Source organism: Anaerotignum propionicum DSM 1682, from assembly GCF_001561955.1.
GTDB lineage: Bacteria > Bacillota > Clostridia > Lachnospirales > Anaerotignaceae > Chakrabartyella > Chakrabartyella propionicum.
Map to the genome: position 1 here is coordinate 215414 of NZ_CP014223.1, position 25246 is coordinate 240659.

A 25246-nucleotide genomic window follows, 5' to 3' on the forward strand; every position below is an offset into this window, starting at 1 on the left:
AATGTTTTGTCCGTAATCGGCAGGGGGAATGGATATGGAGGAAATATATGAAAAAATATTATGGGAGGGTTATGGCCTTCGTTTTTACAGCGGAACCCGTACCCGAACAGGTCTTGTCTGCAAAACGGACAAAGGACTAAGAGAATTGAAAAAGGCAAGGGAGCGAATGAACGGCATCCGTTATGCCCATGATGTAAAGGAATGTCTTTATGGAAACGGCTTTACTGTGATAAGCAGGTTTTATAATACCATGGACGGCCAGCCTTGCTTCGTCAAGGAGGGAGCGGTGTATGTTCTTGAGGAGCTTTTGCCCACCGCAGCGTTAGAGGAGGATGGAAAGGAGGCCTTCATCAGGGGCGCGGAAACATTGGGTAAAATGCACCTTTGCGCAAAGGGATTAGAGAGCAGATTTGTTCAATGGGACAAAGAACGTTTGCCGGCACAATTCGCAAAAAGAAGGGCGGAGCTTGCCAAAATTAAGCGTCGCATTCAAAAACAAGGGGGCTATGATGCCATAGATTTATTGGTGCTTGATAACTACGATACATATATGGAGCAGACCTTGCAGGCAGAAGCCCTTTTGGCAGAAGCAAATTATTCCACCTTGTTTGAGAAGGCTAGGGGAGAAGGAACCTTTTGTCATCATAGCTTTAAGGGAGAAAATCTTAGGGTATCAGATGGCGGAAAACTGTTTGTGGGTGGCTTTGAAGGATGTAGCAGTGACATACCGTTATTGGATTTAGCAGCATATCTAAAACGCTATATGAAAAAAACGGAAGGTGATAAAGATGGAGTTGTGGGTATGCTTGAGGCATATCAAAAAAATAATCCTCTGGAGGAGGGTGAAAAAGTACTGCTCCAAGCATTGGTTATTTATCCTGAGAAATTTTTGCGTTTAATTAACGAGTATTATAATAAAAGAAGAGCCTGTGTTTCTCCCGCTATGCAAGAACGTTTGGCTTTGGCGGCGGAGGAAGAGGGACGGGCAAAAGAGCTGTACTCTTATATTCGAGGGGTTTAAAAATGGCTTTGATCAGGGAGTTTTATCTGTTCATATCATGGGTGATAGCATGTAAACAGAGAGCACAAACCATAAATAAAGCCATTTTAGAGGGATGGATTGACTTGGGAAACAAGGTGTTTTCCAAGTGAAGTCCATCAAAATCTGAAAATGTTTCCGGTGGGGACAACCTAAGGATATGTAGCATTGGGAAATATAGGAAGAAAAAATAATGAGTTGGCAGTGACGTAAGGCCTCATGGGTACTTGGATTGATAGCTTTTTCGCTTTCTTCTGTCCAAATTTACCAAAGAGGCTTTTTATTTTTTTCTTATATTTCAGGAACTTATGGAGAGGAGCTTTGCGAATTCTTCTTGCAACTTATAGGGGAAACGTATAAAATGTACTGTAAGGTATGTCTGAAAATTCCCCAAAGGAGGAGAAGTTAGTGAAAGACTATCACTTTGAAAAAGATGAGCACGAATTTGATGAAACGATTCGTTTAGATGATATTAATAAGGAAATGAAGAAGTTTGAAAATGATCAGCCTAAGGATGACTTGGGTGACAAGGATGCATTTTTGGATGCCTTTGAGTCTGAAAAGTTTGACCGTTTGCCAACTGGAAACACCCCTAATGGCCCTTCTGAGATTACTCGTGGGACACCAAGAAAAAAAGTGGAAGAGCCCTTTTTGAATAAGAAGACTGCGGCAATGCTTGCTGTGGTTGCAGTAATTGTGGCAATAGCCAGCTTTGCTCTGGTGCGGGGCCTGTTTTTTTCCGGAAATAGAAATCCAAATTTAGCCAAGGAGCAAACCCCTGTTTTGATTCAAGGGGCGTTGGCCAGTGGTGAATTAATTGTTTATGATATAAAGGGGAATGCCAATAAAAGCATCCTTGTAACGCAAGATACAGAATTTACTGATACCCAAGGCCAAGGGGTTAAGGATGTTCCTCTTCGTGTAGGGGATCTTATTTTAGTGGGTTTGGATAAGGATGGCAAGACTGTATTAACCTTGAATCAGGGCGGAAAAATAAAAACTGTGGAAGAGACAGGGCTTACAGCAGATACCGCTTCAAAGAATCTGCTTGGAGAAGGGAAAAAATTTAGCTATGGAGAGCAGGCAATTTTTATGTATAATCACGAGGAACTGAATCCTAAGGATTTGGAGGCTTGCGATGTGCTGGTTCTAAAAAGCTATGAAGATGTTGTATGGTCTGTAGAAGTGGCAGAGTTTCATGGCTATATCTCCATAGAGAATAAAGATAATATCGTAAATGGGAAGTTTCAGCTGGATGAAGCAGCAGCAGTCCCCCTTGCAGAAGTGGAGCGCATTCCTCTGAAGGAAGGAACCCATAAGGTTACGGTCTCAGGTGATAATATTGAAGAAAGAACAGACAGTATTTTTGTGGAGACAGGGGAAGTTTATGTATATGACCTCTCAAAGGCACAGGAAAAAGTGGGGGTTTTAATCATCAACGCCAATGTAACGGGGTACAAGCTTTATATCAATGGAACTTTGGTGGATAGCAGTGTGCCCTCTGTATTACCCTTAGGAGAGTATGACGTGGTGATATTAAAAAATGGCTATACAGAATGGAGCCAGCATGTTGTTCTGGACAAGGATACACTGTCTGTTGATGCAAATTTGCAAAAAGATATTCAATTTGGTTCTGTTGGCATTTCCGTCAATGTGGATGGAGCTCAGATTTATATTGATGGGAAAGACATGGGTGTTGCGCCCATGGAATTAAATCTCCCCTATGGCAGTTATAGCCTTGGGGTAGAGAAAAATGGGTATCAATCCTTTTCCACTGTAATTAATGTCAACAGTGGCTCAAGCCATATGAATGTGGAACTGGAAAGAGAATAAAGAGGAGGCGGGAGTATGGATTATATGGAAAGATATCACCAATGGTTGGCTGACCCTTCCATCGACGAAGACACAAAGGTGGAGCTTCGCCTGATTGCCGAGGATGAAAAAGAGATTAAGGAACGGTTTTATAAAGAATTGGAATTTGGCACAGGCGGCCTTCGTGGAATTATCGGTACGGGGAGTAACCGAATGAATTTTTACACCGTAGGCAAGGCAACCCAAGGCTTAGCAAATTATATCAAAAAACAAGGCACCCAGGCCAAGGGTGTGGCAATTGCCTATGACTCCAGACATATGTCTCCTGAATTTGCAAGAATTGCAGGCTTAGTTTTGGCGGCAAATGGAATTCCTGCTTTTGTTTACCCCTCATTACGCCCTACACCGATGCTTTCATTCGCAGTAAGACGGTTGGGCTGTACGGCGGGTATCGTGGTTACTGCAAGCCATAATCCTCCTGAATATAATGGGTATAAAGTGTATTGGGCAGATGGTGCCCAAGTGGTTGCACCCAGAGATACAGATATCATTGATGAGGTTAATGCAGTAACAGAGTATGGGCAGATTCTTAGGATGGAACAAAAAGAGGCGGAGGAAAAGGGCCTTTATCATACGATTGCCAAAGAGATTGACCGTTGTTTTGATGAACAGGTGCTATCTCAACGTATTTGTCCTGAAATTACAGAGGACATGGGGGAGAACCTTACCATTATTTATACCCCCATTCACGGTTCAGGAAACGAGCCTGTGCGCCGTGTCTTAAAAAAAGCGAAATATAAAAAAGTGTTTGTGGTTCCTGAACAGGAGGAACCGGATCCCGATTTTACAACGGTAGGCTACCCCAATCCTGAGGATCCCAATGTATTTACCTTGGCGAAGAAGCTTTCTGAAGAAAAAAACGGAGATATCATTGTTGGAACTGACCCGGATTGTGACCGTGTTGGCGCCATGGTAAAGGATGACATGGGAGAATATGTTGTTCTGACAGGTAACATGGTGGGTGCGCTGCTGACAGAATATATTCTTTCTCAGAAGGCAGAGAAGGGTACTTTGCCTGAAAATGGTGTTGTTATTAAGACCATTGTCAGCACTGAATTGATTCAACCTATTTGTGACTTCTATGGTGTTAAAAAAATTGAAGTACTGACAGGCTTTAAATTTATCGGCGAGAAAATCAAGGAATTTGAAGAAACAGGAGCTTATCAATATCTGTTTGGTTTTGAAGAGAGCTATGGGTATTTGGCGGGCACTTACGCAAGGGATAAAGATGCAGTGGTGGCAACGTTACTTCTTTGTGAGATGGCGGCCTATTATAAGAAAAATGGAATGACTCTTTATGACGGAGTGCAAAAGTTATACGAGAAATATGGCTATTATCTGGATGGTGTAAAGGCGATTACGTTAAAGGGCTTGGATGGCGTAGAGAGAATTCAGAAAATCATGGCTTCTCTGCGTGAAACAACACCAAAGGCCTTTGGAGGCAAGGATGTGGTATGGGCAAGGGATTATAAAACCCAGATTTTCCGTAACTTGAAAACAGGGGAAGAAGAAAAAAGTCCATTACCCATTTCAGATGTATTGTATTATATCCTAGAGGATGGCACTTGGCTGTGCGTTCGTCCTTCAGGAACTGAGCCCAAGCTGAAATTTTATATTGGTGTGAAAGGGGAAAGCTTAGAAGGAGCAAAAGAGAAGCTTTCTGCCCTTGCAAAAGACTTGGATGAGAAACTTGCTTCTATCTAACTATGGAATTGGAACTTTAGAACTTTGTATACAAAGATTATTTTGATTTAAAATGAAATGGTTTAGATTGTAAACAAGGTTAATTTTAATCATTTTGCTTGTTGAGGATGTCGATAATGCCGACATCCTTTTTTGTGTAACGAAATTAAAATATAAATAATTTGGGCATTTTTAAATAAAAAAAGCGGAAGATACGAACAGAAAGCCTAATAATACAGTGAGAATAATGAAACTGGGCGTACTCATGAATGCAAAGTAACCATTTAATTCATAAGAGAGGTTCATATAGGATAATTATTTTATTACATTGACAATCTGCAAGGAGGATTATTTTAGAAGAAATAAAGAAATTTGAAATGAGAATTGAAAAAGTTTTAAAATTCTGGTAAACGATGCAAAAGTAGGTGTATACAATACTGTTATGAAACTACGAGTATTTATAAAAAGCCTGTGCCATTTGTTCGGCACAGGCTTTTAAAGTTTAATATTATTTACCGTTCTTTTTGCAAAGCATATTAACCCGATCGAACTCATCTGTAATCTCTCTTTCAGGTGCCTTGGTCAAAAGACTCACGATAATGATTGCCGCAAAGGATACCACAAATGCGGGAAGCAATTCATAGATATTCCAAGCGCCGCCCAAAGGTCTCACCATGTATTTCCAAATGAATACCATTGCGCCACCGGCAATCATTCCTGCCAAAGCGCCTTGCTTATTGGAACGTCTCCAGAATAATGCACTCAGTACAACAGGGCCAAATGCGGCACCAAAGCCTGCCCAAGCAAAGGAAACAATGGCAAAAACAGAGCTTGCAGGATCTCTTGCAATAAACGCGGCAATGATTGAGATGATGACAACGGAACATCTGGCAATGTTCATTGCTTTTTTCTCAGACATTTTGATACCAAAGAAGCCTTGCAGAAGGTTGTGAGAAGCACTGGAGGATGCAGCTAAAAGCTGAGAATCCGCAGTGGACATGGTAGCAGCCAAAATCCCCGCTAAGATGATGCCTGCAAGGAAGGCTGTCGCAATACCACTATGACTCAGTAAGTCAGCAACTCGAACAATAATCGTTTCTGATGCGGAGCCTTCCAAAACGGGTACCGCACCAACTTTAGTCATACTGTAGCCAACAACACCGATAAAGATGGCAACAATCATGGAAATGACTACCCAAACTGTTGCAATACGACGGGAAAGCGTTAATTTTTGTGTATCCTCAATCGCCATAAAACGCAGTAAAATATGAGGCATACCAAAATAGCCCAGACCCCAAGCCATTGTGGAGCAGATTGTCAAAAAACCATAAGGTGCTGCGGCGTTCTCAGAAATGCTGTACATTGCATTCATGCTTAAGTAACCGGGTAAGGCTCTTGCATTATCCATTACTACATCTAAACCGCCTGCAACCTGAATACCAAAGATAACAACAACAAATAGTGCAATGGTCATTACGATACTCTGCACCAAGTCTGTTGTGCTTGCGGCAGAAAAGCCGCCAGTTGCTGTGTAGCCAACAATAACAATGGCACTGATTATCATTGCTGTTTGATAATCCACCCCAAATAAGCTGCTAAATAGCTTACCGCAGGCAGCGAAGCCGGAAGCTGTGTAGGGGATAAAGAAAATAATAATTACCACTGCGGCGATACACATGAGGATATTTTTATCATCCCGGTATCTTCTGGAAAAGAAGTCCGGCAGGGTGATAGAATTATTTGCCTCATGGGTATAAATACGAATGCGTTTGGCCACCACCAACCAGTTGATATAAGTGCCAATGGCCAGACCAATTGCTGTCCATGCTGGATCTGCAATACCGGAAAGGTATGCAACACCCGGCAGACCCATTAGAAGCCAGCTGCTCATATCAGAGGCCTCGGCACTCATGGCTGTTACAAAAGGGCCAAGCTTTCTGCCTCCCAAATAAAAATCGCCTACGTTTTCATTCTTTTTGGACCAATAGATTCCAATAGCAACCATAGCCATCAAATAGATGGTAATGGCAATCATGATGCAGATTTGTGCTGATGTCATAAGTTCATATCCTTTCTTTTTAAGTTGCGGAGCCTTTTTTGAAACCTCAGATTTTATGTGCCGTACAGTTTATAATTGCAAATGTATTTGGAAAGTGGGCATTCACCCAGTTTATCTACTTATCATTAATAACTTTCCGAAAGAGTATTGAAAATCTGAAATGGTTGTAGAATTACTCCAATTGATAAAACATTATAACATAATAAAAATCAGACTAAAATACAGAATAAAGTATAGAATATATATTATACTTATAAAATAAAAAAGTCAAAAATTCTTTGTAAATTCAAGGATTTTTGACTAGAATATTTTTGTTATTTTTTTTAATTCCAAAAATAATCATTTTAATTAACTGTCTTATTTGCTCGAAAACCTGCTAAAAACAGAGGCATCATTTGCTTGGCATATTGGCAAAGGGAATATTCTCCGTTGCAGATACACCAGTCATAAATTAGGGCTCTTTCACACAATGCGTAGGCCTTTACAAATTCATTTACGGAAACGTTAGAACGCAATTCTCCCTGCTGTTGCCCTTCAGATGTAATTTGGCGCAATAACTTATAATAAACCCGATTGTGATCCAGTAAATGCTTTTGTCCACTGGTAACAAGCTGTGAGGAGTATAATCTTGCCAGTAAATCCATAGAAATGCTGTCGTCAATCATGCGAAACATCTCTTGATTCAAAAACATGAGCTTATCAAAGCTGTCTAATTGACTATCTAACTGGGGGATCAATTCTTGATATTTATTATCAAATAGTTCTGAAAGGGTGCCCAGCAGTGCATCTTTTCCGCCGAAATAGTGATAGAAAGAACCTTTTGAGGTGCCTGACATTTCAACAATTTCTTCAATGGTTGTAGCATCATAACCCTGCTCATAAAACAGCTTCCAAGCCGCTGTAATAATTTTACCTTTTGTGTTGCGGCTGTTTTTTTTCCCCATGTGGTTCCTCTCCTTAAATCTTTTTCCATTTCAAACTAACCAAATCATGCTCCCGTATGGCCTTTACCAAGCGTTGACCGAAATCTTCCGCCATGATATCTGTTGCATCTAGAAGCTCTAAACCCAGTTCTTGCGCTCTTTTATAGGTGCCGGTATTCCCTTTTCTTTCTTTGCCGTAGGTAATAATAATACCTTTTGAAAACCAGCCGCCAAGGCGTTTTTTTGCAATCAAAAGCTCATTTAGCGCTGCTGTATCCGCATCCCGCAGTTTGCAAGATATAAATACAGGTAAGGAGTCATCCATTAAGATCACATCAATTTCGTTTCCTGCCACAGTAATGTTATCATAGGCGTTCCAATCAATCATGGTTCCTAGCTTTACATCATGAAATACACCGGCTTTTTTTGCGGCAATATATACATAAAGCTCAAGCCAAACACCGTAGCTGATGCAGTACTGCTTATCTTCAACAGAGTGAAAGGCGAATTGAACATACTCTCCCTCTATCAGAAGACTATGAATAAAGCCCATACATTGAAATTTTTCTAAAATTACCCGATCCGGATAAACGGGCTTACCGTTTTTCATATGTATGTTCCATTTGCTCTCCATAAAAAGTTCATGGGGGAGGGTTCTGGTGGCAACGGTCTGCATAAAGCTACAGGTATATTTCCAATCTGTCAAGCGTTCAAATAAAAATCGAGCCATTTCCTCGATTATCGAAAAACGTTCCTCAGAAGGGGGACGGTGGGATTCACCGATAAAGCAGGCGCCCTTTGCGTCAATAAAGTCCTCCAAGGTCAATGGTACTATTTTTGCCACCATACTGTCATCCAATAAATTGGTAATGCTTTTATTTGCCAGATCCGTATGCAGGAGGGGAAGATTGAACTTGGTTCCTGCTTGATATCCAGCCAAAAGCATCAATTCACTGCCCCCTGTTAAATCAATGGCACATTCTTCAACCTTAAAACGGTCAAGAACTCTACTGATTTGGCGGGAAATTTTGTCAACGGAGGAAATATCAATGGGGAAGTGTTCCACCTTGATGCCCGGGATATTTCGGGACAAACATTTTTTTAATGCTGAGAAAACCATCATATCTTGCATATTATTATCAAAAAGGTAAAGAACTTTCTCAGGACGCAGCGTTAACGGTGCAACAATGTTCTTTAAAACATCTTTATCATAAAATTCAATGAGAAGTTCCGTGGGAACCATCTCCCTTCCAGTTTGTTTCAATTGCATAAGATTATTTTTCAAACTCTTCGATGATGACCTCTTCTTCAAATTTCACATCTTCTTGAGGTTCTTTTTTATCTCTGTTTCCGAAAACTGCCCCGAAGTTTAGTTTATTTACCACACCTGGAGCCATGTCAATCAGCTTGCTGACAGCATCCTGATTTTTGACATTGATGGTTTGTACACTTCCGTTTTGAATGACCAGAACGGCAGAGGGAGTGATTCTTGCACCTACGCCTCCGGCTGCGTTGACATTTTCCTTTGCACCGGCGCCTGCGCCTACCGCCACTTCAATCAGAGGCAGAAGGGTTAAATCGCCGATGGTGATTGCCTCGCCCACTACGGTTTTTGTGGAAACCAAATCTTCCACTTTATTAAAAAGTACGTCTACAGATTCCTTAAAATCTTTACCCATTTTGTTTTCTTCCTTTCCAAAGTTTGATTAAAATTCTGCGTACTGGTTTTGTCAAAATAAATGCCATAAGGCTATACAAAAAATAGCCAAATAAGATATTGCCCTTTATGCTTACCTGGATATCCTCTGCAACAAGTCTGGTGAAATCCGCCTTTACCTGAATATTCTTGCCAAACTTTGCAGTTAAGATGCCTACCAAACCCATAAAATACCCGGTATAATTGGGTTCGCCTAAACCGATGGTGGCTTTCACCATAAGATGATTTGGCAGAATGCCCTTAATCAGCCGTTTCAGCAATTTTTTTGCCGCCTGAAATATTTCCCGCTTACCCTCTATTTCTTGGAACTTATCCCAGTAAGAACGAAGCTTGTCCCCTTTAGAGATCTCCTCCTCAGTAATATCTTCTTCATCCAGAAAGAACGCTTTATCCTCTGTTTCAAAAACAATGGGTTTCTCCTGTATTTCTGCAATTTTTACCCGTCTTACCTTCGGTCTAGGGGTGGGGGGGGTATCTTTACCTACCTCCTCAACGGATGTTGTCTCTGTGGGTTGTTCCTCCACAGAAATTGGTTCTTCTTCCTGTTTCGGCGTAGGAACAGATTCAGCCATATAAACCCCTTGAGAGGAGGATTTTTTTGAGGAAACAGCTTCTCTTGCTACAACAGTTTTCCCGGTTTTTATTGGCTGATTGCTGGGGCGGGTTTTTCTTTTTCGTACCTTTTTTTTCTTTCTTTTTTCACCCAAGGTAAACCAAAGAATTTTCACTTTGATCTCAGGTTCTGTTCCATAAAGATAATTTCCCATGATACGTATTAAGCCAAACAGCCATGAAACAGCAAAATCCCCTGTGAGGGTTTCTTTTTTTTCCCCTGCAAGGCGGTATTTGATGGGGCAGAGCAAAACCACTGCAATGACAAAAATAAGCAGCAGAAAAATGCTTAGAAGCAGTATCCCTATGAACTTTAATACAGCCAATAGTATGCCTAACATGTTATTCCCCTGTCTTTATGCCCTTTAACAAAATCCAAGCCATTAACCAGATAAGAAGGGCACCTGCAATGAACAGCCCTGCAATCCAGAAAGCGGTATCCCGAAAAAAGCCCTCGGGTACAATATTTATCAGTAAATCCGTATTTGGGTTTAAAATCCAATCATCATTATTAAAAAGTAAAAGATGAAACAGTGTAAAATACCGATTGAAATTATAGGCCATAAGCCCTGCCAATATTCCGATTAAAGTCATAAAACCAAAGATGCCCCATTGAATTCCCTTGAGAAGATAGCGACCTTTTTTCAAATACAACAGCCACACTGAAACAAGAATCGTAAATAGAATTGCTCCAAAGCGTATTTTCTGGGCATCAAGGAACAATTTCCGCACATCTTGCATATGTTTTTTTTCCTTGGCATTAAAAAACTCACGTTCTGTATTTCCAATTTTTGTATAAATCACCAAGTCTTCACGATTACCTTTTAAATAGTCCATCATTTCATCGGTTACATTGAGCAAATCGTCCATTTCAATAGAAATTTCTTCCGTAACCTGATATTTTGTATATTCTTTTTCAAAATAACCGTTCATGTAATAAGCCACAAACTCCGTGGAACTGATTAGTAAAATAACCATAAGTGCGATGCCTGTGAAAAAGCCCATTCCTTTATAAAGCGCCGTCATTCAATCCCCTCTATCCACGTTTTAGGATTTGATAGATCCTTTTGCTCCTTTACTGCTTCCTCTAAAATATAGGCCATAAGCTCATAGGTTTCCCGTCTGCCGTTGGCAACACCCACGATGATGCTTTCAGTCTGAGGGAACCGTCCCTTGCATAATTGCCATGAGGAAATGATTTCATACCGCTTTTTTTCATATCTAAAAAGGATGCAATACAGGCGGGGCATAGGAATATTTTTCTTTAAGGCATAAACCACTGTTTCCAAGTCGCTGATATTTTCTGCCACAAATAGTTCTTCCGCTAACTTCAATCTGCCATCGCCGCCTTCCTTCCATTTCTTAGAAATATTATAGCAGAATAAATGGGAAAAGAAAATACACAATAAACAGCACTCCATTTTTATAAGAAATGCTATGGATTTGTAATTATTTATTTTAGTTCAAAAGCCCGTTTTGCAAAGCAAATCTTCTGCAAGCAATCGGGCTTTTTTTTGATGCATAAAAAACTGGGAGAATCCAGGAGGTCACCTTTGTTGTAAATTAATTCCTATTGAAGGGCGGCTTCCAGTTTGGAAATTTGATCGTAGGGATAGTGGTGTAATAGCTCTTTATATTGAGGTGTTGTTAACCCAGGAGTTTGGGTGTAAATTGCAATTTTTTCGTTTAAATCTGCCTGAATAAACTTAAGTTTTAATTTTGAAAATTCATCTTTGTTCATACTTACATAGCCTTCTTTCTTTGTTTTCTTTTTAAATACTTCACTGAGTCCCATAAAAAACAAAAAGCCACCAAAAATTTTACGTAGTAAATCGGCATCCATGGAAACGGCTAAAAGAGAACCTGCCGCAGCCCCCGCAAGACCAAGCACTGCCAATGACTTTGTTGTTTTCCACAAAACATTTTTATTTTTTGTGTGGGTAATGAGTGCAACAACGGCTGTTGGGATAAAGTAAATCAAGTTCACACCCTGTGCCTGATGCTGATTCAGTTGAAGGAGAAAGATTAATGCTGGAATCAAAATTGTTCCACCGCCGATACCCATGCCGCTAATAATACCGGAGACAAAACCAATTACCACTACCCAAATCATAGTATCATCCTCACTGCCGCCACAATCATAAATAGACCGAAGATTCGATGCAGCCAGATTCCACTGAGCTTAGATAATAATCGTGCTCCAACAAAGCCTCCTGCAATTCCCCCTGCTGATGCCCATAGGGCAATGCTCCAAGCCACATCTGTTTTCCAGCAATAAATAATCAATGACAGAAGGGATAAGGGCAGAATGATGCTGATTGCAGTAGCATGGGCCTTATGCTCCTCAACGTCCAAAAAGCGCTCCATTGCCGGTACAACAATGGTTCCGCCGCCAGAGCCAAATAAGCCGTTGGCAAACCCTGTGATTAAGCCGATGACTATTTGCTTCCCTTTTTTGTGCATGAAAATGACACCGCCTTTCTTTCGCTAGTATGGCGGAAATACCTGTAAATATGTATGGTATTGTAAAAATTTTCTTTTCTAAAGAAGAATAGGTAGTATTTGGTTTTGCAATACTACTTTTTATATTTATTCAGATCAATGGTTTCATAGGGCACCGACAAAATCGGTACCCTATGATTTAGATAAACCAAATGTGTTTAATTAGCTGGCAACTGTAGCTGTACTGTTGTCCAGAGTGTTTCTTACGCCATTGGTAACATTACGGCCTGCATTTTTCAGTCCTGTTCCCATATCACGTACGTCATTGCCTAAGGTAGTTCCAACGGTATTGTCTGTTAAAGGTCTTCCGCTGTTGATACCATAGCCATCCCAGTATGCGGCGCCGCCACTAGAGGTATAAGTCCCTGCATTATATCCGTTATAGGCTCTACCGTCGCTGTCATAGTTATTATAGCCATAGCTGTTATAACCATATCCATAGCCGTCGGTTGCTCCGCCTAAGTTGTTAGCAGAGCTGCCACAACCACCAAAGGCAAGCATCATCGTTGCTAACATTGTAATAAAACTAAATTTTTTCATCATAAATACCCTCCTTAAGCAAAAATAATTCTTTGCATTTATATTGTCTGACGGAAACAGAAAAAAATCCTTCATTTTAACTGGTATTATGGGGATTTTTTGGTATAAATGTGGATAGATGGAGGAAACAAAAACTGTTAAAATGTACGTTAATATTTTAGATTGCTGATTTTATCTCATATTCAAAGCTTAATTCAAAACATAAAAAAGCGTATGAAAAATGAAAAAAAACATATGGTAGGAATTGAGGTTATCTACTATTTTTAAATTTAAATAAATTTTGGGAAGCAGGAATCTCTCTTCCCTTTTCAATGAAAAAAAGAAAACAGGACGTCTACATACCCTCCATGTGAGTTTTTCACATTTTTTAATTAAAGTTTTTAAGATATGAGTAGGATGCGCTTTCATAAAGAGCATTTTTTATCCATAAATCCTCATTCAAGACACAAAATAGAATCAGATGAAACCCAAAGGAGCTGTTGCCATGTTTGAAAGCAGAAAAAGCGGAATTCTTTTACATCCCTCTTCCATTCCCTCGCCCTTTGGTATTGGAGATTTTGGTAGAGATGCATATCGATTTATAGATGAGTTGGCGGCGGCAAAGCAAACCCTATGGCAGATATTGCCCCTTTGTCCAGTGGATAGTGGTGGGTCGCCTTATCAGAGCACATCTGCTTTTGCAGGGGAGCCTTTGTTCATAAGCGTGGATTTTTTGGTAGATGAGGGCTTGCTTTCTCAAAATGAGGTGGAAGCAAAGAAGTTGGCAACTTTCCATCGTACAGATTACTCTGTAGCAAGGGAATTGAAAATGCCGTTATTGCGAAGGGCATTTGAGAATTTTAGAAAAGAAGAATATCCCAAAGCATATGAAGAATTTTTGGAGGAAAATAAAGTTTGGCTGGAGGACTACGCACTTTTTATGGCCATAAAAGCGTTCTTTATTGAGAAAAGAAAGGAAGATGATAAAGATCTTCTGGAATTTAATCGGGATACTGAGGGATTTTTATCAGAGGAGAAGGTGAGAGGATATTTCTATTCAGCTTGCTGGTGCTCCTTCCCGAAAGAGCTCAGAGAGCGTAAAGCAGAAACCATTGTAAAGTGGCGGGAATTGTTGACGAATAACATACAATGGGAATGTTTTTTGCAATACTTATTCCATAAGCAATGGCGTGTCCTAAAAAGCTATGCCAATGAAAATAAAATACAAATCATTGGGGATGCGCCTATTTTTGTTTCCTATGACAGTGCTGATGTTTGGGCGAACCAAAAGGCATTTCAATTAAATGGCTTGGGCTTTCCTACCGTGGTGGCAGGGGTGCCACCGGATTATTTCAGCGAAACGGGTCAGCTATGGGGAAACCCTCTATATCAGTGGAAATATCACGAAAAAACAGGGTATCAATGGTGGACTTCACGTATCCGCAAGGCCTTGGAGGATATGGACATTTTGCGAATAGACCATTTTAGGGGCTTTGAATCCTATTGGGAGATTCCTTTTGATGCGGTGGACGCCCGAGAGGGACAATGGGTAAAAGGCCCTGGTAAAAAACTGTTCCGCAGGCTGGAAAAGGCGTTGGGAGAATTGCCCTTGATTGCTGAAGATTTAGGAATTATTACAGAAGAAGTTCATAAGCTAAGGGAAAAAACAGGATTTCCCGGTATGCGTGTTTTACAGTTTGCCTTTGGACAGGATAAAAATCACCCTTATTTACCCCATTCCTTTAATCAAAATACGGTAGTCTATACAGGCACCCATGATAATAATACCACCTTGGGCTGGTATGAAAATGCAGCAGAAAAAGAAAAGGATCATTTTCGCAGATATATGAATGTCACGGGTGAAGCCCCTAATTGGGATATGATTCGACTTGCTTTTTCTTCTCCCGCGCAATTGGCTATTATTCCGTTGCAGGATGTATTGGGGCTGGGGCAGGAATATCGTATGAATCAGCCGGGAACAACGGAGGGGAATTGGTCCTTTGCCTTTGATTGGGATATGTGGAATGATGGCTGTACAGAAGGGCTGAAATATCTTTCTCGTTTGTTCGGAAGAAACCATGGTTAGAATTGCTTTCTTTGACAAGTTATGCTAAAGTTAAGTCTGAATCAAGATAGAAAACCCTATTATTTTAGGAGGAAATAAATATGTGTGGTATTTGCGGTTTTACCGGCCGTTTGGCAACATCGGAAGAAGTTCTGGAAAACATGAAAAATAAAATCATTCATCGTGGGCCAGACAGCGGCGGTTCTTACATTGATGACGGCGTATCCATGGGCTTTCGCCGCTTGAGTATCATCGACTTAGAAGGCGGCCATCAGCCCATTTATAATGAAACAAAGGATATGGTTATTACCTTTAACGGGGAGATTTATAACTATCAGGAGCTAAGGGAGGAATTAATCGCCAAAGGCCATGTGATGGGAAGCAACGCCGATACAGAGGTGCTCCTTCATGGCTATGAGGAGTATGGCGAGGATTTGCTTCCAAAACTTCGGGGGATGTTTACTTTCGTTCTTTGGGATGCAAAAAATAAAACCTTTTTTGGCGCAAGGGATTTCTTTGGTATCAAACCATTTTATTATGCAATGCAAGACGGCCAAATGATTTACGGTTCTGAAATCAAAAGTATTCTGGAATACCCGAGCTTTAAAAAAGAGGTAAATACGGAGGCATTGGAAAATTATTTGACTTTTCAATTCAGTGTTTTGCCGGAAACCTTTTTTAAAGGTGTATTCCGCCTAATGCCTGCCCATTGCTTTACCTTTAAAAATGGTGAACTGAAAATCAAACGTTATTGGGAGCCTAAATTCCAAAATAACGAAAACAAATCTTTAGATGAATTTATTGAAGAAATTGATGCTGCCATGCAGGATTCTGTGAAAAAGCATAAAATTAGTGATGTTGAGGTTGGTTCTTTCCTCTCCAGCGGCGTAGACAGTTCTTATGTTGCTGCATCATTCCATGGGGACAAGACCTTTACCGTAGGCTTTGATTATGAAAAATACAATGAGATTGATTATGCAAAAGCGTTGTCTGAAAAAATCGGTATTGAGAATCACAGCAAGCTGATTACCACTGAGGAATATTGGGATACCTTGGGAAAGGTTCAATATCATATGGACGAGCCTTTGGCAGACCCTTCTGCCATTGCCCTATATTTTGTGAGCCAGACAGCGGCGAAACACGTGAAGGTTGCCCTCAGCGGAGAAGGGGCGGATGAATTTTTTGGCGGATATAATATTTACAGAGAACCCCATGATTTACGTCCATTGACCCGTTTACCAAGGCCCATTCGTAAGGGATTAGGCGCCATTGCCAAATGCTTGCCAAAGATGAAGGGGAAAAACTACTTGATTCGTGGCAGTAAGGATTTGCAGGAGCGTTTTATCGGAAATGCCTTTATGCTAACGGAGGAAGAACGGGAGCGTATTTTGAAGAAGCCTACAGGGAAGTATCATCATGCTGTTTTGACAAGACCCTTTTATGATAAAGTGAAGGATCAGGATGAAGTGACTCAAATGCAGTATATAGACATTCATTTTTGGCTGATTGGAGATATTCTGCTGAAGGCGGATAAAATGAGTATGGCCCATTCCTTAGAGGTGCGTGTGCCCTTCTTGGATCGTATCGTTTTTGATGTTGCCCGCACCATTCCTACAAAATATAAGGTGAATGAGGAAAATACCAAATATGCTATGCGACAGGCGGCTCACCGATATTTACCCGATATGGTTGCAGAGAAGAAGAAGCTTGGTTTCCCTGTGCCCATTCGCATTTGGTTGAAGGAAGATAAGTATTATCAGATTGTAAAGGATGCCTTTACCTCCAAAGCGGCGCAGAATTTCTTTAAAACAGAGGAAATCGTGAAGTATTTGGAGGAGCATAGAGAAGGGAAAGCGGATAATAGCCGTAAAATTTGGACCATCTTTATGTTTTTAGTATGGCATAAGCAATATTTTGAAGAAACCGCATAAAGAGAAAAGATGTATAAAAAGCCCCGTTGTAAGGCTCAGGAATTTTCCTGTAGTCTTGCAATTGGGGCTTTTCTGTGTTCTTAAACAGAACTTTCAAGGTTTTTACATATAATAACTTATAGTTTCGGCTCTTTTACTTCTATTGCAAGCATATCATAGATAATTTCTTCCATTTCGTCAGGTGGTTGGGTCACCTCTTGGGAGTTTTCTGCTTTCTTGGCAGATGGTTTTTTGAATTTTACCTCAGAAAGAATAATCGCTGAGAATACAACAATACCGCCGATGAGTATTCTAGTTGTATAAGGATCCCCATAGAAAAACACGCCAAAAATAAAGGCGAACAAACTCTCCGTGGAAAGGAGAATTGCTGTATGAGTATCTGAGGTGTATTTTTGTGCCACGTTTTGCAAAGTAAAGGCCACAGCTGTGCTTATGGTTGCCAAATATAGCAGAGACAACAAACCTGACTTTGGAAATGCCGTAGGGATGTCCTCAAAAAGCAGTGCCGCAATAATGGCAAGTACACCTGTGCCCAGATATGAGAAAAAGGACATACCAATAGGATTACACTTAACAGCAAATATCCCTGTCATGACAACAAAAATTGCATAAGAAAGGGCAAAACCCAAAGATAAACTATCGCCAAGTTCCATGGTAAGAGAGCCATTTAAAGAAATCAACCCAATTCCAATCATAACCAATATTCCAGCAAAAAAGGATTTCATTTTAGGGCGCTTTTTTAATACCAGCCAAGAGATAAATGGTGTTATGGCTGCATAGCTTGCAACAATGAAAGCTTGCTTTGACGGAGTAGTATATTTTAAGGCATTTACCTGTAAAGGCATGACAAAAAATAGAAGATACCCAAGATAAGGCCGTATTTGATCTCTGCTTTTGTGCTGCGACGGATGGTTCTGCTGAAAAACACAAATGTGACCAAGGCCGCAGATAGAAATCGTATGGTTAAAATGTAAAAGGTACTGAAATATTTAACGGCTATGTCTCCGGCAATAAACCCGCCGCCCCAACAAACTGCTGCCAATAGCAGAGCCAAGTCTGCCATTAGTACTTTCTTTTTTTCATTCATTTCTTCTTTCCCCCTGTTTCATCTCAAACTCTCACCACTATAGCACCAAGAATATAGAATAGCAATCATTATTCTAAAAAGGACGAAAAGGAGCACTTTTGGTAAAAATATTGTTTATAAAATCACCTGTTTTATGTAGGGCTGTGGAAGAAAATATACTTTTGTGTTATACTAAAATCGTAGGAAATGTTTAGGAGTATTGGTTTTTACTGATGGGATTCCTCTTGTTTCAAACAGGCTTTTTTTGAACGAGGACAAGTTCTTTATTACAAAGCTATTGCGTTTGTACTTCCTCTGCCTATAGGTAAAGGGATTTTGTAAGCTGGTTCCCGATGGGTTTTGTGTGTTTGATTGAGTGAACAATATAAAAGGGGGTTTTTTATGAAATTTCAGTATTTTATTCCCACAAAGATTCTTTTTGGATGTGGACAGTTGGAGAAGCTCCATAAACAGAAGCTGCCTGGGAAAAAGGCACTTCTTGTAATTTCCGGTGGCACGTCGGTGAAAAAATATGGTTATTTGGCAAGGGTGCAGGAACAACTGGATAAGGCAGGGATTTCCTATGTAATTTTTGATAAAATTCTTCCTAATCCCATTGAGACTCATGTTACCCAAGGGGCAGAATTGGCTCGAGAAGAAGGCTGTGACTTTGTTGTGGGCTTGGGTGGTGGTTCTATCATAGATTCTGCAAAGGCAATTGCTGTTATGGCCACCAATGAGGGGAATATTTGGGATTATATTTTTGGTGGAACAGGGGGAAGCAAAATGCCCCGAATAGCACCCCTTCCTATTGTTGCCATTACGACAACAGCGGGCACGGGCACAGAGGCAGATCCTTGGGCAGTGATTACCCATCAGGATAGAAATGAGAAGATTGGGTTTGGATATGACCAAACTTTCCCTGTGCTTTCCATTGTTGATCCAGAGTTAATGCTGACAGTTCCCGAAAAGCTCACAGCATATCAAGGCTTCGACGCATTATTTCACAGCACCGAGGGATATTTGAATAAATACACCAATCCGTTGAACGATATGTATGCTTTAAAGGCCATTGAGCTGATTGGGAAATATCTTCCCATTGCTGTAAAGGATGGTCAAAATATAGAAGCTCGCGAGCAAGTTGCCTTGGCAAATACCCTTTCGGGGATGTCGGAAAGCATTGGCGGATGTATATCTGAGCATGCCTTAGAGCATCCCTTGAGTGGACACAATCCCAAGCTTGAGCATGGAGCAGGCTTGATTATGATTTGTGAGGCTTATTATGCATATTGGGCGGAAAGCAGTCTGGTAAATCAGCGCATGATTGATATGGCAAAGGCATTAGGAAAGCAGGATGCAACAAAGGCTGAGGATTTTGTTGCGGCTTTGCATGACCTGATTGTTGCCTGTGGTGTAGTGGACTTGAAAATGTCCGATTACGGAATATTGAAAGAGGACTTGAAGATGTATACAGAAGTGGCCTTTGAGACCATGGGTAGTTTGTTCAAAGCTGATCCCGGAGAAATGACTTTTGAAGACTGCTTAAAAATTTATGAGAGGTCCTATCAATAAAAAATAGTGGTGAGTCTTATTGAATTAAAATTTTCACTAAAAAAACAATAAGCCTTGATACAGGGAGATGGGTATTTGAAGGTAGAGGACAATCTATTTCTTCCCATTGCAACGCATAATGTGAAAAGGATATAAAAGAGATAGAGGTTGAGACACAGGAAAACAACAGCGGGAATTCTCCCTGCCCGTGTTGTGGATGTATTACGATTCCCAATCAGGGAAATGCAATGGCGTTTATTTGTCCTGTTTGTTTTTGGGAAATTGACTTATTTATTCATTCTGAAAATGAATCAAGTGACCAAAATCATGGTTTAACCTTAAACCAAGCAAGAGAGAATTTTATAACCTTTGGGGCGGTACTACCTAGTTTAAAGGAATATTGCCAAAAGAAGGATAAATAGAAAGGATTTCAAAGACTATGCATAGATTGCTATGGTGGTTTTGAAGTCCAATATGAAAAAACGTATAAAAAAGGGAAGCTTTTTAAGCTTCCCTTTTTTATGAAATTAAACGTTAAAACGGAATAAAACCACATCACCGTCTTTGAAAACATATTCCTTGCCTTCGGAGCGAACCAAACCCAACTCCTTTGCCGCAGTGTTAGAACCTGCACGCACAAGGTCATCAAATGCCACAACCTCAGCACGGATAAAGCCTCTTTCAAAGTCACTGTGGATTTTGCCCGCAGCCTGAGGTGCCTTTGTACCGTTTACAATGGTCCAAGCACGGGTTTCCTGTGGACCTGCAGTTAAGTAGCTAATTAAGCCCAAAAGCTTATAACTTGCGGCAATCAAACGATCAAGACCACTGGTTTCCACACCCAGCTCCGCTAAAAATTCCTTTTTATCTGCCTCGTCCAAATCGGAAATTTCTTCTTCAATTTTGGCACAAAGAACAAATACCTCACTGCCTTCGTTTTTAGCGTATTCCTTAACTTTTGCAACGTAAGGATTGGTTGCGCCGTCGTCGGCCAAATGGTCTTCAAGAACATTTGCAGCATACAATACTGGTTTGGCTGTCAGCAATGTTAGGGTTTCCACAAAAGCTTTATCCTCAGGGGTATCCATTTCGATTGCTCTTGCGGAGACTCCTTGCTCTAAGCCGTCCTTTATTTTTTGCAAAAGATCCATTTCATGCTGAAGGGATTTATCAGCTTTTGCCATTTTACCTGTTTTTGCAATACGACGTTCTATAATCTCCAAATCTGAGAATACTAATTCCAAATTGATGGTTTCAATATCACGAATAGGGTCAACAGAGCCATCTACGTGAATCACGTTTGTATCTTCAAAACAGCGTACCACATGGACAATGGCATCTACCTCACGAATGTGAGAGAGAAATTTATTTCCTAAGCCTTCGCCTTTGCTTGCACCGCGAACCAAACCGGCAATATCAACAAATTCGATGACTGCGGGGATGATTTTTGCAGAATTATGGATTTCTGCCAATTTTATTAAGCGTGCATCGGGAACGGTTACGATGCCCACGTTGGGATCGATGGTGCAAAAGGGGTAGTTTGCCGCTTCTGCTTTTCCTAATGTCATTGAATTAAATAAGGTACTCTTGCCCACATTGGGCAGACCTACAATACCGAGTTTCATGTTATTCTTCCTTTCCATGGGTTTGACTCATACTGAAAACATTATAGCGAAAAGGCAAAGGGTTGGCAAGGAAGAAGTGGTAATGGCTTAATTTTTTCGTGGCAAAACTGCTAAGATTGCTAAAAACAGGAATGCCATAGCACCAAAAATACAAAAATGTCTTGCCTCGGTTTTTGTCACATAAATGCCATCTGCTGGTGTTGGATGAACATCTTTTACTGCAATACGATAATGCCTTCTTTTTCTGGGTTCCATTGATACCGTCTCCTTTTCCATATTTTTAATTTAGTATAACCAATTTGAAAGCAAAATTCAAAAAAAACAGCCATATCTTGCTTTTCATAATTCATTTTTTTCATGACATACTAATGTAAAAGGGAGGCGGCGAAAAATGTGGAAAAAACTGTGCAGTATTATGTTATTAGCGATTTTTGTTTTGAGCGGCTGCCGTGCAACAGTCACAGAAAACAATTTGTCCGGAATCCATTTGGTTAAGGCCAATGAAAAATTAGGAGAAAAAACCCAGGCGGAGCGAGCGCAGAGCATTAAAGCCTTGCTTCATAATATCAACGGAATTACGGGAAATGCGGTAATCGTGGAAGGTCATACGGCAATTATCGGCTTACGCTTAGAAGAAGGAATGGAGAGCGATGCCACAAGATTGCGAAAAGAGGCGGATAATGCAGCTAGAGAGGCAGATGAGTATATCAACAATACTTCCATCACAACCAATGTAAATATTGTTTCTTTGATTGAAGAGATGGAGCGGAAAAGGGGAAAATAAAAAGAAGTTCTTGTTCTTTGTTAGAAAAAGGGATGAAAGCATTTTGTTTTCAAGCCCTTTTTTCATTCAAAACCTAGAATGCAAGGTAATTTATTCCAATTAATATATTTATGATTTCTTTACCAACTGGAAAAATACCATGTTTTTGGGGATTTTAAACATAAAATAGAAAAACAATTTCCTTTTTATTCTATTTTGTAAGCACTTAATAAATCCTTAAGGTTGAAAGGTCTAGGCATGTAAAAAAAATATGCTAAACTTGTCAGTAAGAGTAAATTATGGAATCGCCATAAAACAATAAGGGGGTAAATTCATGAAGAAGAAAATGGCACTGGCTTTGTCAGTGGTGATGGCATCTTCCTGTATGAGTGTAACAGGTTATGCCGCAAATTTTAAGGATATTAATGATGTGCCTTGGGATGGTGCAAAAACAGTTATCAATTCGGTTGCGGATTTAGGTCTGCTCAGCGGTTATGAAGATAATACCTTCCGCGCTCGTAACAGTGTTACATATTGTGAAGCAATCCAAATGCTTTATGCAACGTTGCAAAGATCAGGTACTGCAAAGCAGATGGATGCGGCAGATCACTACAAATATATTTCCTTTTTGCAAGGGTATAATATTCCTACATGGGCGCAGGCTGCTGTTGCTTATGGGTTAGAAAACAACATTATAACCACAAACGACATGGTTAAGTTTATGAGCGGAAAAACTAGTAATTTTGCAACAAGACAGGATGTTGCAAAAATGTTTGGGAATGCCCTTGCGATACGCTACGATATTGACAGAAGCATGAAGGTAGCTGTTGCGTTTAAAGATTTTTATCGTATCTCTGATGACAGTGCTATTTTGGTTGACCTTTTGGCCCGCCTTGGCATTGTGAGTGGAGATAACGGAAATAATTTTAACCCAACAAACAATATTAACCGAGCAGAAATGGCAGTTATGTTGGACAAAACTTATAATTTGTTGAAAAATGGAGTGGAAACAACAGGAACCATTACCGAGTTTGAGGATTCAGGCAGTTATTATAAAGTAACGATAAAAACAGATGCTGGAACAAGCATAGATTTTCATGCCGTACCAAACCTTGTGAAGGTTTATAATGGAAGTGGAAATCAAGAGTTGGCAATGTCCCGTTTAAATGCAGGGGATAAAATCAGCTTTGCATATAATGGTGGTTCTTTGGAATCAATTCGTGTTTTAAATGGTTCTTCCACCCAGCAAAAATATAATATTACAGGCTATATTACAGCTTTAAAAAGCGGAGAAATCAGAATTGAAAACGAAAATACAGGAGCAACTGAAAATTTAACTTTCGATGGTAGTTGTGTATTCTATATAGATAATAAGAGTGTGAGAAAATCAGAGCTGGAAGAGAAATTGAAGGATAACAGCGATAAACATGCTTATGCAGGAATTAATACAAAAACAACGGTGGAAAAGGATAAAGACAGTAGAGGTAATTCCACACAGGTGGAAAAAACCTATGTAACAGAAATTTATGTAACCTTTGCAGACGAATATACACGTACCGGCGTTGTGGACAAAATGGAAACCAATTATATTTCCTATAAACCCACAGATTCAAGTTCCACAAACATGACTTACTTTACTTCCGACTGTAAGTATTATATTGGGGAAAAGTCTGTTTCACTGTCTGATCTTAAGTCACTGGCAAATAGCGGAACTGTTTACGTAAAAATTACAATAAATAAAGAGGATAAAGCATCTAAAGTTGTTCTGTCAGAGGAAAGCTTTACTGCCGATAGCAATTCCTCGGCAAAAATTTATGATGTAAAGGACTTAACGGAATCTCAACTGGTTGTAAATTCCGGTGGAGATAAAATCACATATAAATTTGGTTCCACTAATTCGGTATCCAATATTACATTCTATACATGGGATGAAGACGATAAGGATTGGGTAACAGTTAAAGTTTCCAATGCAGAGAGCTATTTTGATAAAAATGACAGGGCAAGTAAAAATGTATTCTGCAAGATCGAATTTAACAGCGGCGGAAAGATTAATAGAATTTATGTATCTACCAAAAAATCAGCATGGTCTACAGGCAGTGAATCCAGTGCGGAAAGAAAAGCAGAAGTAGATTCTATCTCTGATAATACATTAAAATTCAAAAATTCGACGGTATCCTACACCTTACTGAATCAGTATAATGTGAAGATCAACCCTGATAAGGATGTTGATGCAATAACAGGAACGGTTAATGGAACTTTAGTCAAATATCCTTTGACAATTCTAGGTGCCAAAACAAGCTCCCTGACTCTTTTCAGAAAGATGGTAGAGGCAAATGATGTTACCGTTTATGCTGAAATAAAGGCAGATGGAAATAATGTTATTCAGTCGATTGAAGCAAGACCTACTGCGGCTAAAGGAAAGCTGGTTTCCTATGATGCGGATAAAAAAGAATTGGTGCTTGATTGTAATGGGAAAGAGATAACCTTTATAACCACAAGAAAGCCTAGCACCGGCACTGATGATTATACATATGAGGACTTAGAAACTTCTGGTTACATAGGTTCCATCCTTTCCTTAACCTTTAATAGTGATGGGATTGTTATAAAGATTGCAGTAGACGAAAATGCTTACGAAAAGGGAAAAGTAAGCATAAAAGGGATTGCTGAATCTGCAAAAGATGGATTGAAATTTAAGGGCAAGTCCACTGTTTATGCATGGCTGGGACGTTCAAACATAGAAATTCATAATTACAGCTTGGATTCTTCCTCGCTGGATCGTGTGAAAGACGCTATCGATGACAAGGACATTACTGTTTATGCAGAGGTGCGTTTAACCGAGAAAGAGCAAGTTGACAGAATTAACGTTTATGTACAAGATGCAGAAGGCAAATTCGAAGAATTTAATGAAGATAAAAATACAGTACGAATTATTACAGCTTCAGGAAATAGATTTACTTTCAACACTGCTACGAAGCCAACCATTAACATTAGCGGTGTTGCATCGGGTAAATGGAATGACTTGGCTGTGGGCAAATCAGTAAAATTAACCTTCAACAGCGATGGGTTGTTGAAATCCGTAGAGGGTTGATTCTCACACGTCAAATGAATAAGGGTAGACGAAAAATACTTTAGGCATCCCGTAATGAAGGATTCCCTTGATTATTTCTAACATAGATTATTCAAGGGAATTTTTTAATGTGTTAGATGAAAAAAACAAGGGGGCAATATGCCCCCTTGTTTTTTTGATTATCAGAGATAATCCTTCTTTTTTGCTTTGTAAATTGCTGCCACAATAAATATAAATAAAAAATGGGTGTGC

At 39.9% G+C, this 25246-nt stretch carries 22 protein-coding genes and 1 pseudogene; 9 read left to right on the forward strand and 14 right to left on the reverse strand.

The window, feature by feature from the left end; genetic code table 11:
- The first annotated feature begins 34 nt into the window (after positions 1–34).
- From CPRO_RS00990 to CPRO_RS01000, 3 genes are all read left to right on the forward strand, one after another.
- On the forward strand, positions 35–1021 hold the full coding sequence (locus CPRO_RS00990) for a protein kinase family protein (RefSeq protein ID WP_066046825.1): 987 nt from the start codon (positions 35–37) through the stop codon (positions 1019–1021).
- 426 nt (positions 1022–1447) lie between these two features.
- Positions 1448–2872: a PEGA domain-containing protein gene (locus tag CPRO_RS00995; RefSeq protein ID WP_066046828.1), complete on the forward strand. Its 1425-nt coding sequence runs from the start codon at positions 1448–1450 to the stop codon at positions 2870–2872.
- A gap of 15 nt (positions 2873–2887) precedes the next feature.
- A complete protein-coding gene (locus tag CPRO_RS01000) occupies positions 2888–4615 on the forward strand; it encodes a phospho-sugar mutase (protein WP_066046830.1) in 1728 nt (575 codons plus the stop codon).
- 487 nt (positions 4616–5102) lie between these two features.
- Here the strand turns inward: CPRO_RS01000 and putP are convergent, their stop codons facing one another.
- The 10 genes from putP to CPRO_RS01050 form a co-directional block, all read right to left on the reverse strand.
- Positions 5103–6653 (reverse strand): sodium/proline symporter PutP, encoded by a 1551-nt coding sequence (putP, locus tag CPRO_RS01005; protein WP_066046832.1) that lies wholly within the window; start codon positions 6651–6653, stop codon positions 5103–5105.
- 344 nt (positions 6654–6997) lie between these two features.
- Positions 6998–7597, reverse strand: a complete 600-nt coding sequence (locus CPRO_RS01010; RefSeq protein WP_066046834.1) for a TetR/AcrR family transcriptional regulator — start codon at positions 7595–7597, stop codon at positions 6998–7000.
- 13 nt (positions 7598–7610) lie between these two features.
- Entirely contained in the window at positions 7611–8819 is a 1209-nt protein-coding gene (locus CPRO_RS01015) for a Card1-like endonuclease domain-containing protein (RefSeq protein WP_159430654.1), read from the reverse strand.
- 31 nt (positions 8820–8850) lie between these two features.
- Positions 8851–9255: a GerW family sporulation protein gene (locus tag CPRO_RS01020; RefSeq protein WP_066046838.1), complete on the reverse strand. Its 405-nt coding sequence runs from the start codon at positions 9253–9255 to the stop codon at positions 8851–8853.
- Positions 9248–10246, reverse strand: coding sequence for a hypothetical protein (locus tag CPRO_RS01025; protein ID WP_066046839.1), 999 nt, complete (start codon positions 10244–10246; stop codon positions 9248–9250). The genes CPRO_RS01020 and CPRO_RS01025 overlap by 8 nt, the downstream gene beginning before the upstream one ends.
- A 1-nt stretch (position 10247) precedes the next feature.
- Positions 10248–10931 carry a TIGR01906 family membrane protein gene (locus tag CPRO_RS01030; protein ID WP_066046841.1) on the reverse strand — a complete coding sequence of 228 codons (684 nt, stop codon included), beginning with the start codon at positions 10929–10931 and terminating at the stop codon, positions 10248–10250.
- Positions 10928–11311, reverse strand: coding sequence for a hypothetical protein (locus tag CPRO_RS01035; protein ID WP_066046843.1), 384 nt, complete (start codon positions 11309–11311; stop codon positions 10928–10930). The genes CPRO_RS01030 and CPRO_RS01035 overlap by 4 nt, the downstream gene beginning before the upstream one ends.
- 164 nt (positions 11312–11475) lie before the next feature.
- On the reverse strand, positions 11476–12018 hold the full coding sequence (locus tag CPRO_RS01040) for a sulfite exporter TauE/SafE family protein (protein ID WP_066046845.1): 543 nt from the start codon (positions 12016–12018) through the stop codon (positions 11476–11478).
- Entirely contained in the window at positions 12015–12368 is a 354-nt protein-coding gene (locus CPRO_RS01045) for a sulfite exporter TauE/SafE family protein (protein WP_066046847.1), read from the reverse strand. The genes CPRO_RS01040 and CPRO_RS01045 overlap by 4 nt, the downstream gene beginning before the upstream one ends.
- 201 nt (positions 12369–12569) lie before the next feature.
- Positions 12570–12950, reverse strand: coding sequence for a hypothetical protein (locus tag CPRO_RS01050; RefSeq protein ID WP_066046849.1), 381 nt, complete (start codon positions 12948–12950; stop codon positions 12570–12572).
- A 481-nt stretch (positions 12951–13431) separates the two neighbouring features.
- On the opposite strand from CPRO_RS01050, the gene malQ reads away from it, so the two are divergent.
- Together malQ and asnB are read left to right on the forward strand one after the other, a co-directional pair.
- Positions 13432–15012: a 4-alpha-glucanotransferase gene (malQ, locus tag CPRO_RS01055; RefSeq protein WP_066046851.1), complete on the forward strand. Its 1581-nt coding sequence runs from the start codon at positions 13432–13434 to the stop codon at positions 15010–15012.
- A gap of 80 nt (positions 15013–15092) precedes the next feature.
- Positions 15093–16922, forward strand: a complete 1830-nt coding sequence (gene asnB, locus CPRO_RS01060; RefSeq protein ID WP_066046853.1) for an asparagine synthase (glutamine-hydrolyzing) — start codon at positions 15093–15095, stop codon at positions 16920–16922.
- A gap of 116 nt (positions 16923–17038) precedes the next feature.
- Here the strand turns inward: asnB and CPRO_RS01065 are convergent, their stop codons facing one another.
- On the reverse strand, positions 17039–17647 hold the full coding sequence (locus CPRO_RS01065) for a DMT family transporter (protein ID WP_162264907.1): 609 nt from the start codon (positions 17645–17647) through the stop codon (positions 17039–17041).
- A 6-nt stretch (positions 17648–17653) separates the two neighbouring features.
- Positions 17654–18009, reverse strand: a pseudogene (locus CPRO_RS01070) (EamA family transporter); the annotation flags it as partial.
- A 381-nt stretch (positions 18010–18390) separates the two neighbouring features.
- On the opposite strand from CPRO_RS01070, the gene CPRO_RS01075 reads away from it, so the two are divergent.
- Both CPRO_RS01075 and CPRO_RS14765 read left to right on the forward strand, forming a co-directional pair.
- Positions 18391–19560 (forward strand): iron-containing alcohol dehydrogenase, encoded by a 1170-nt coding sequence (locus CPRO_RS01075; protein ID WP_066046859.1) that lies wholly within the window; start codon positions 18391–18393, stop codon positions 19558–19560.
- Positions 19561–19700: 140 nt separating this feature from the next.
- Complete coding sequence (locus CPRO_RS14765) at positions 19701–19961, forward strand: CPCC family cysteine-rich protein (protein ID WP_072743351.1); 261 nt, start codon at positions 19701–19703, stop codon at positions 19959–19961.
- A gap of 105 nt (positions 19962–20066) precedes the next feature.
- Here CPRO_RS14765 and ychF read toward each other — a convergent pair whose 3' ends face one another.
- A complete protein-coding gene (gene ychF / locus CPRO_RS01080) occupies positions 20067–21164 on the reverse strand; it encodes a redox-regulated ATPase YchF (protein ID WP_066046861.1) in 1098 nt (365 codons plus the stop codon).
- An 87-nt stretch (positions 21165–21251) separates the two neighbouring features.
- Positions 21252–21419 (reverse strand): hypothetical protein, encoded by a 168-nt coding sequence (locus CPRO_RS15135; protein ID WP_157881611.1) that lies wholly within the window; start codon positions 21417–21419, stop codon positions 21252–21254.
- A gap of 136 nt (positions 21420–21555) precedes the next feature.
- Here CPRO_RS15135 and CPRO_RS01085 point away from each other — a divergent pair, with 136 nt between their 5' ends.
- Both CPRO_RS01085 and CPRO_RS01090 read left to right on the forward strand, forming a co-directional pair.
- Positions 21556–21948 (forward strand): YhcN/YlaJ family sporulation lipoprotein, encoded by a 393-nt coding sequence (locus tag CPRO_RS01085; protein ID WP_066046863.1) that lies wholly within the window; start codon positions 21556–21558, stop codon positions 21946–21948.
- Positions 21949–22261: 313 nt separating this feature from the next.
- Positions 22262–25015, forward strand: coding sequence for an S-layer homology domain-containing protein (locus CPRO_RS01090; protein ID WP_066046865.1), 2754 nt, complete (start codon positions 22262–22264; stop codon positions 25013–25015).
- Positions 25016–25246: the final 231 nt, after the last annotated feature.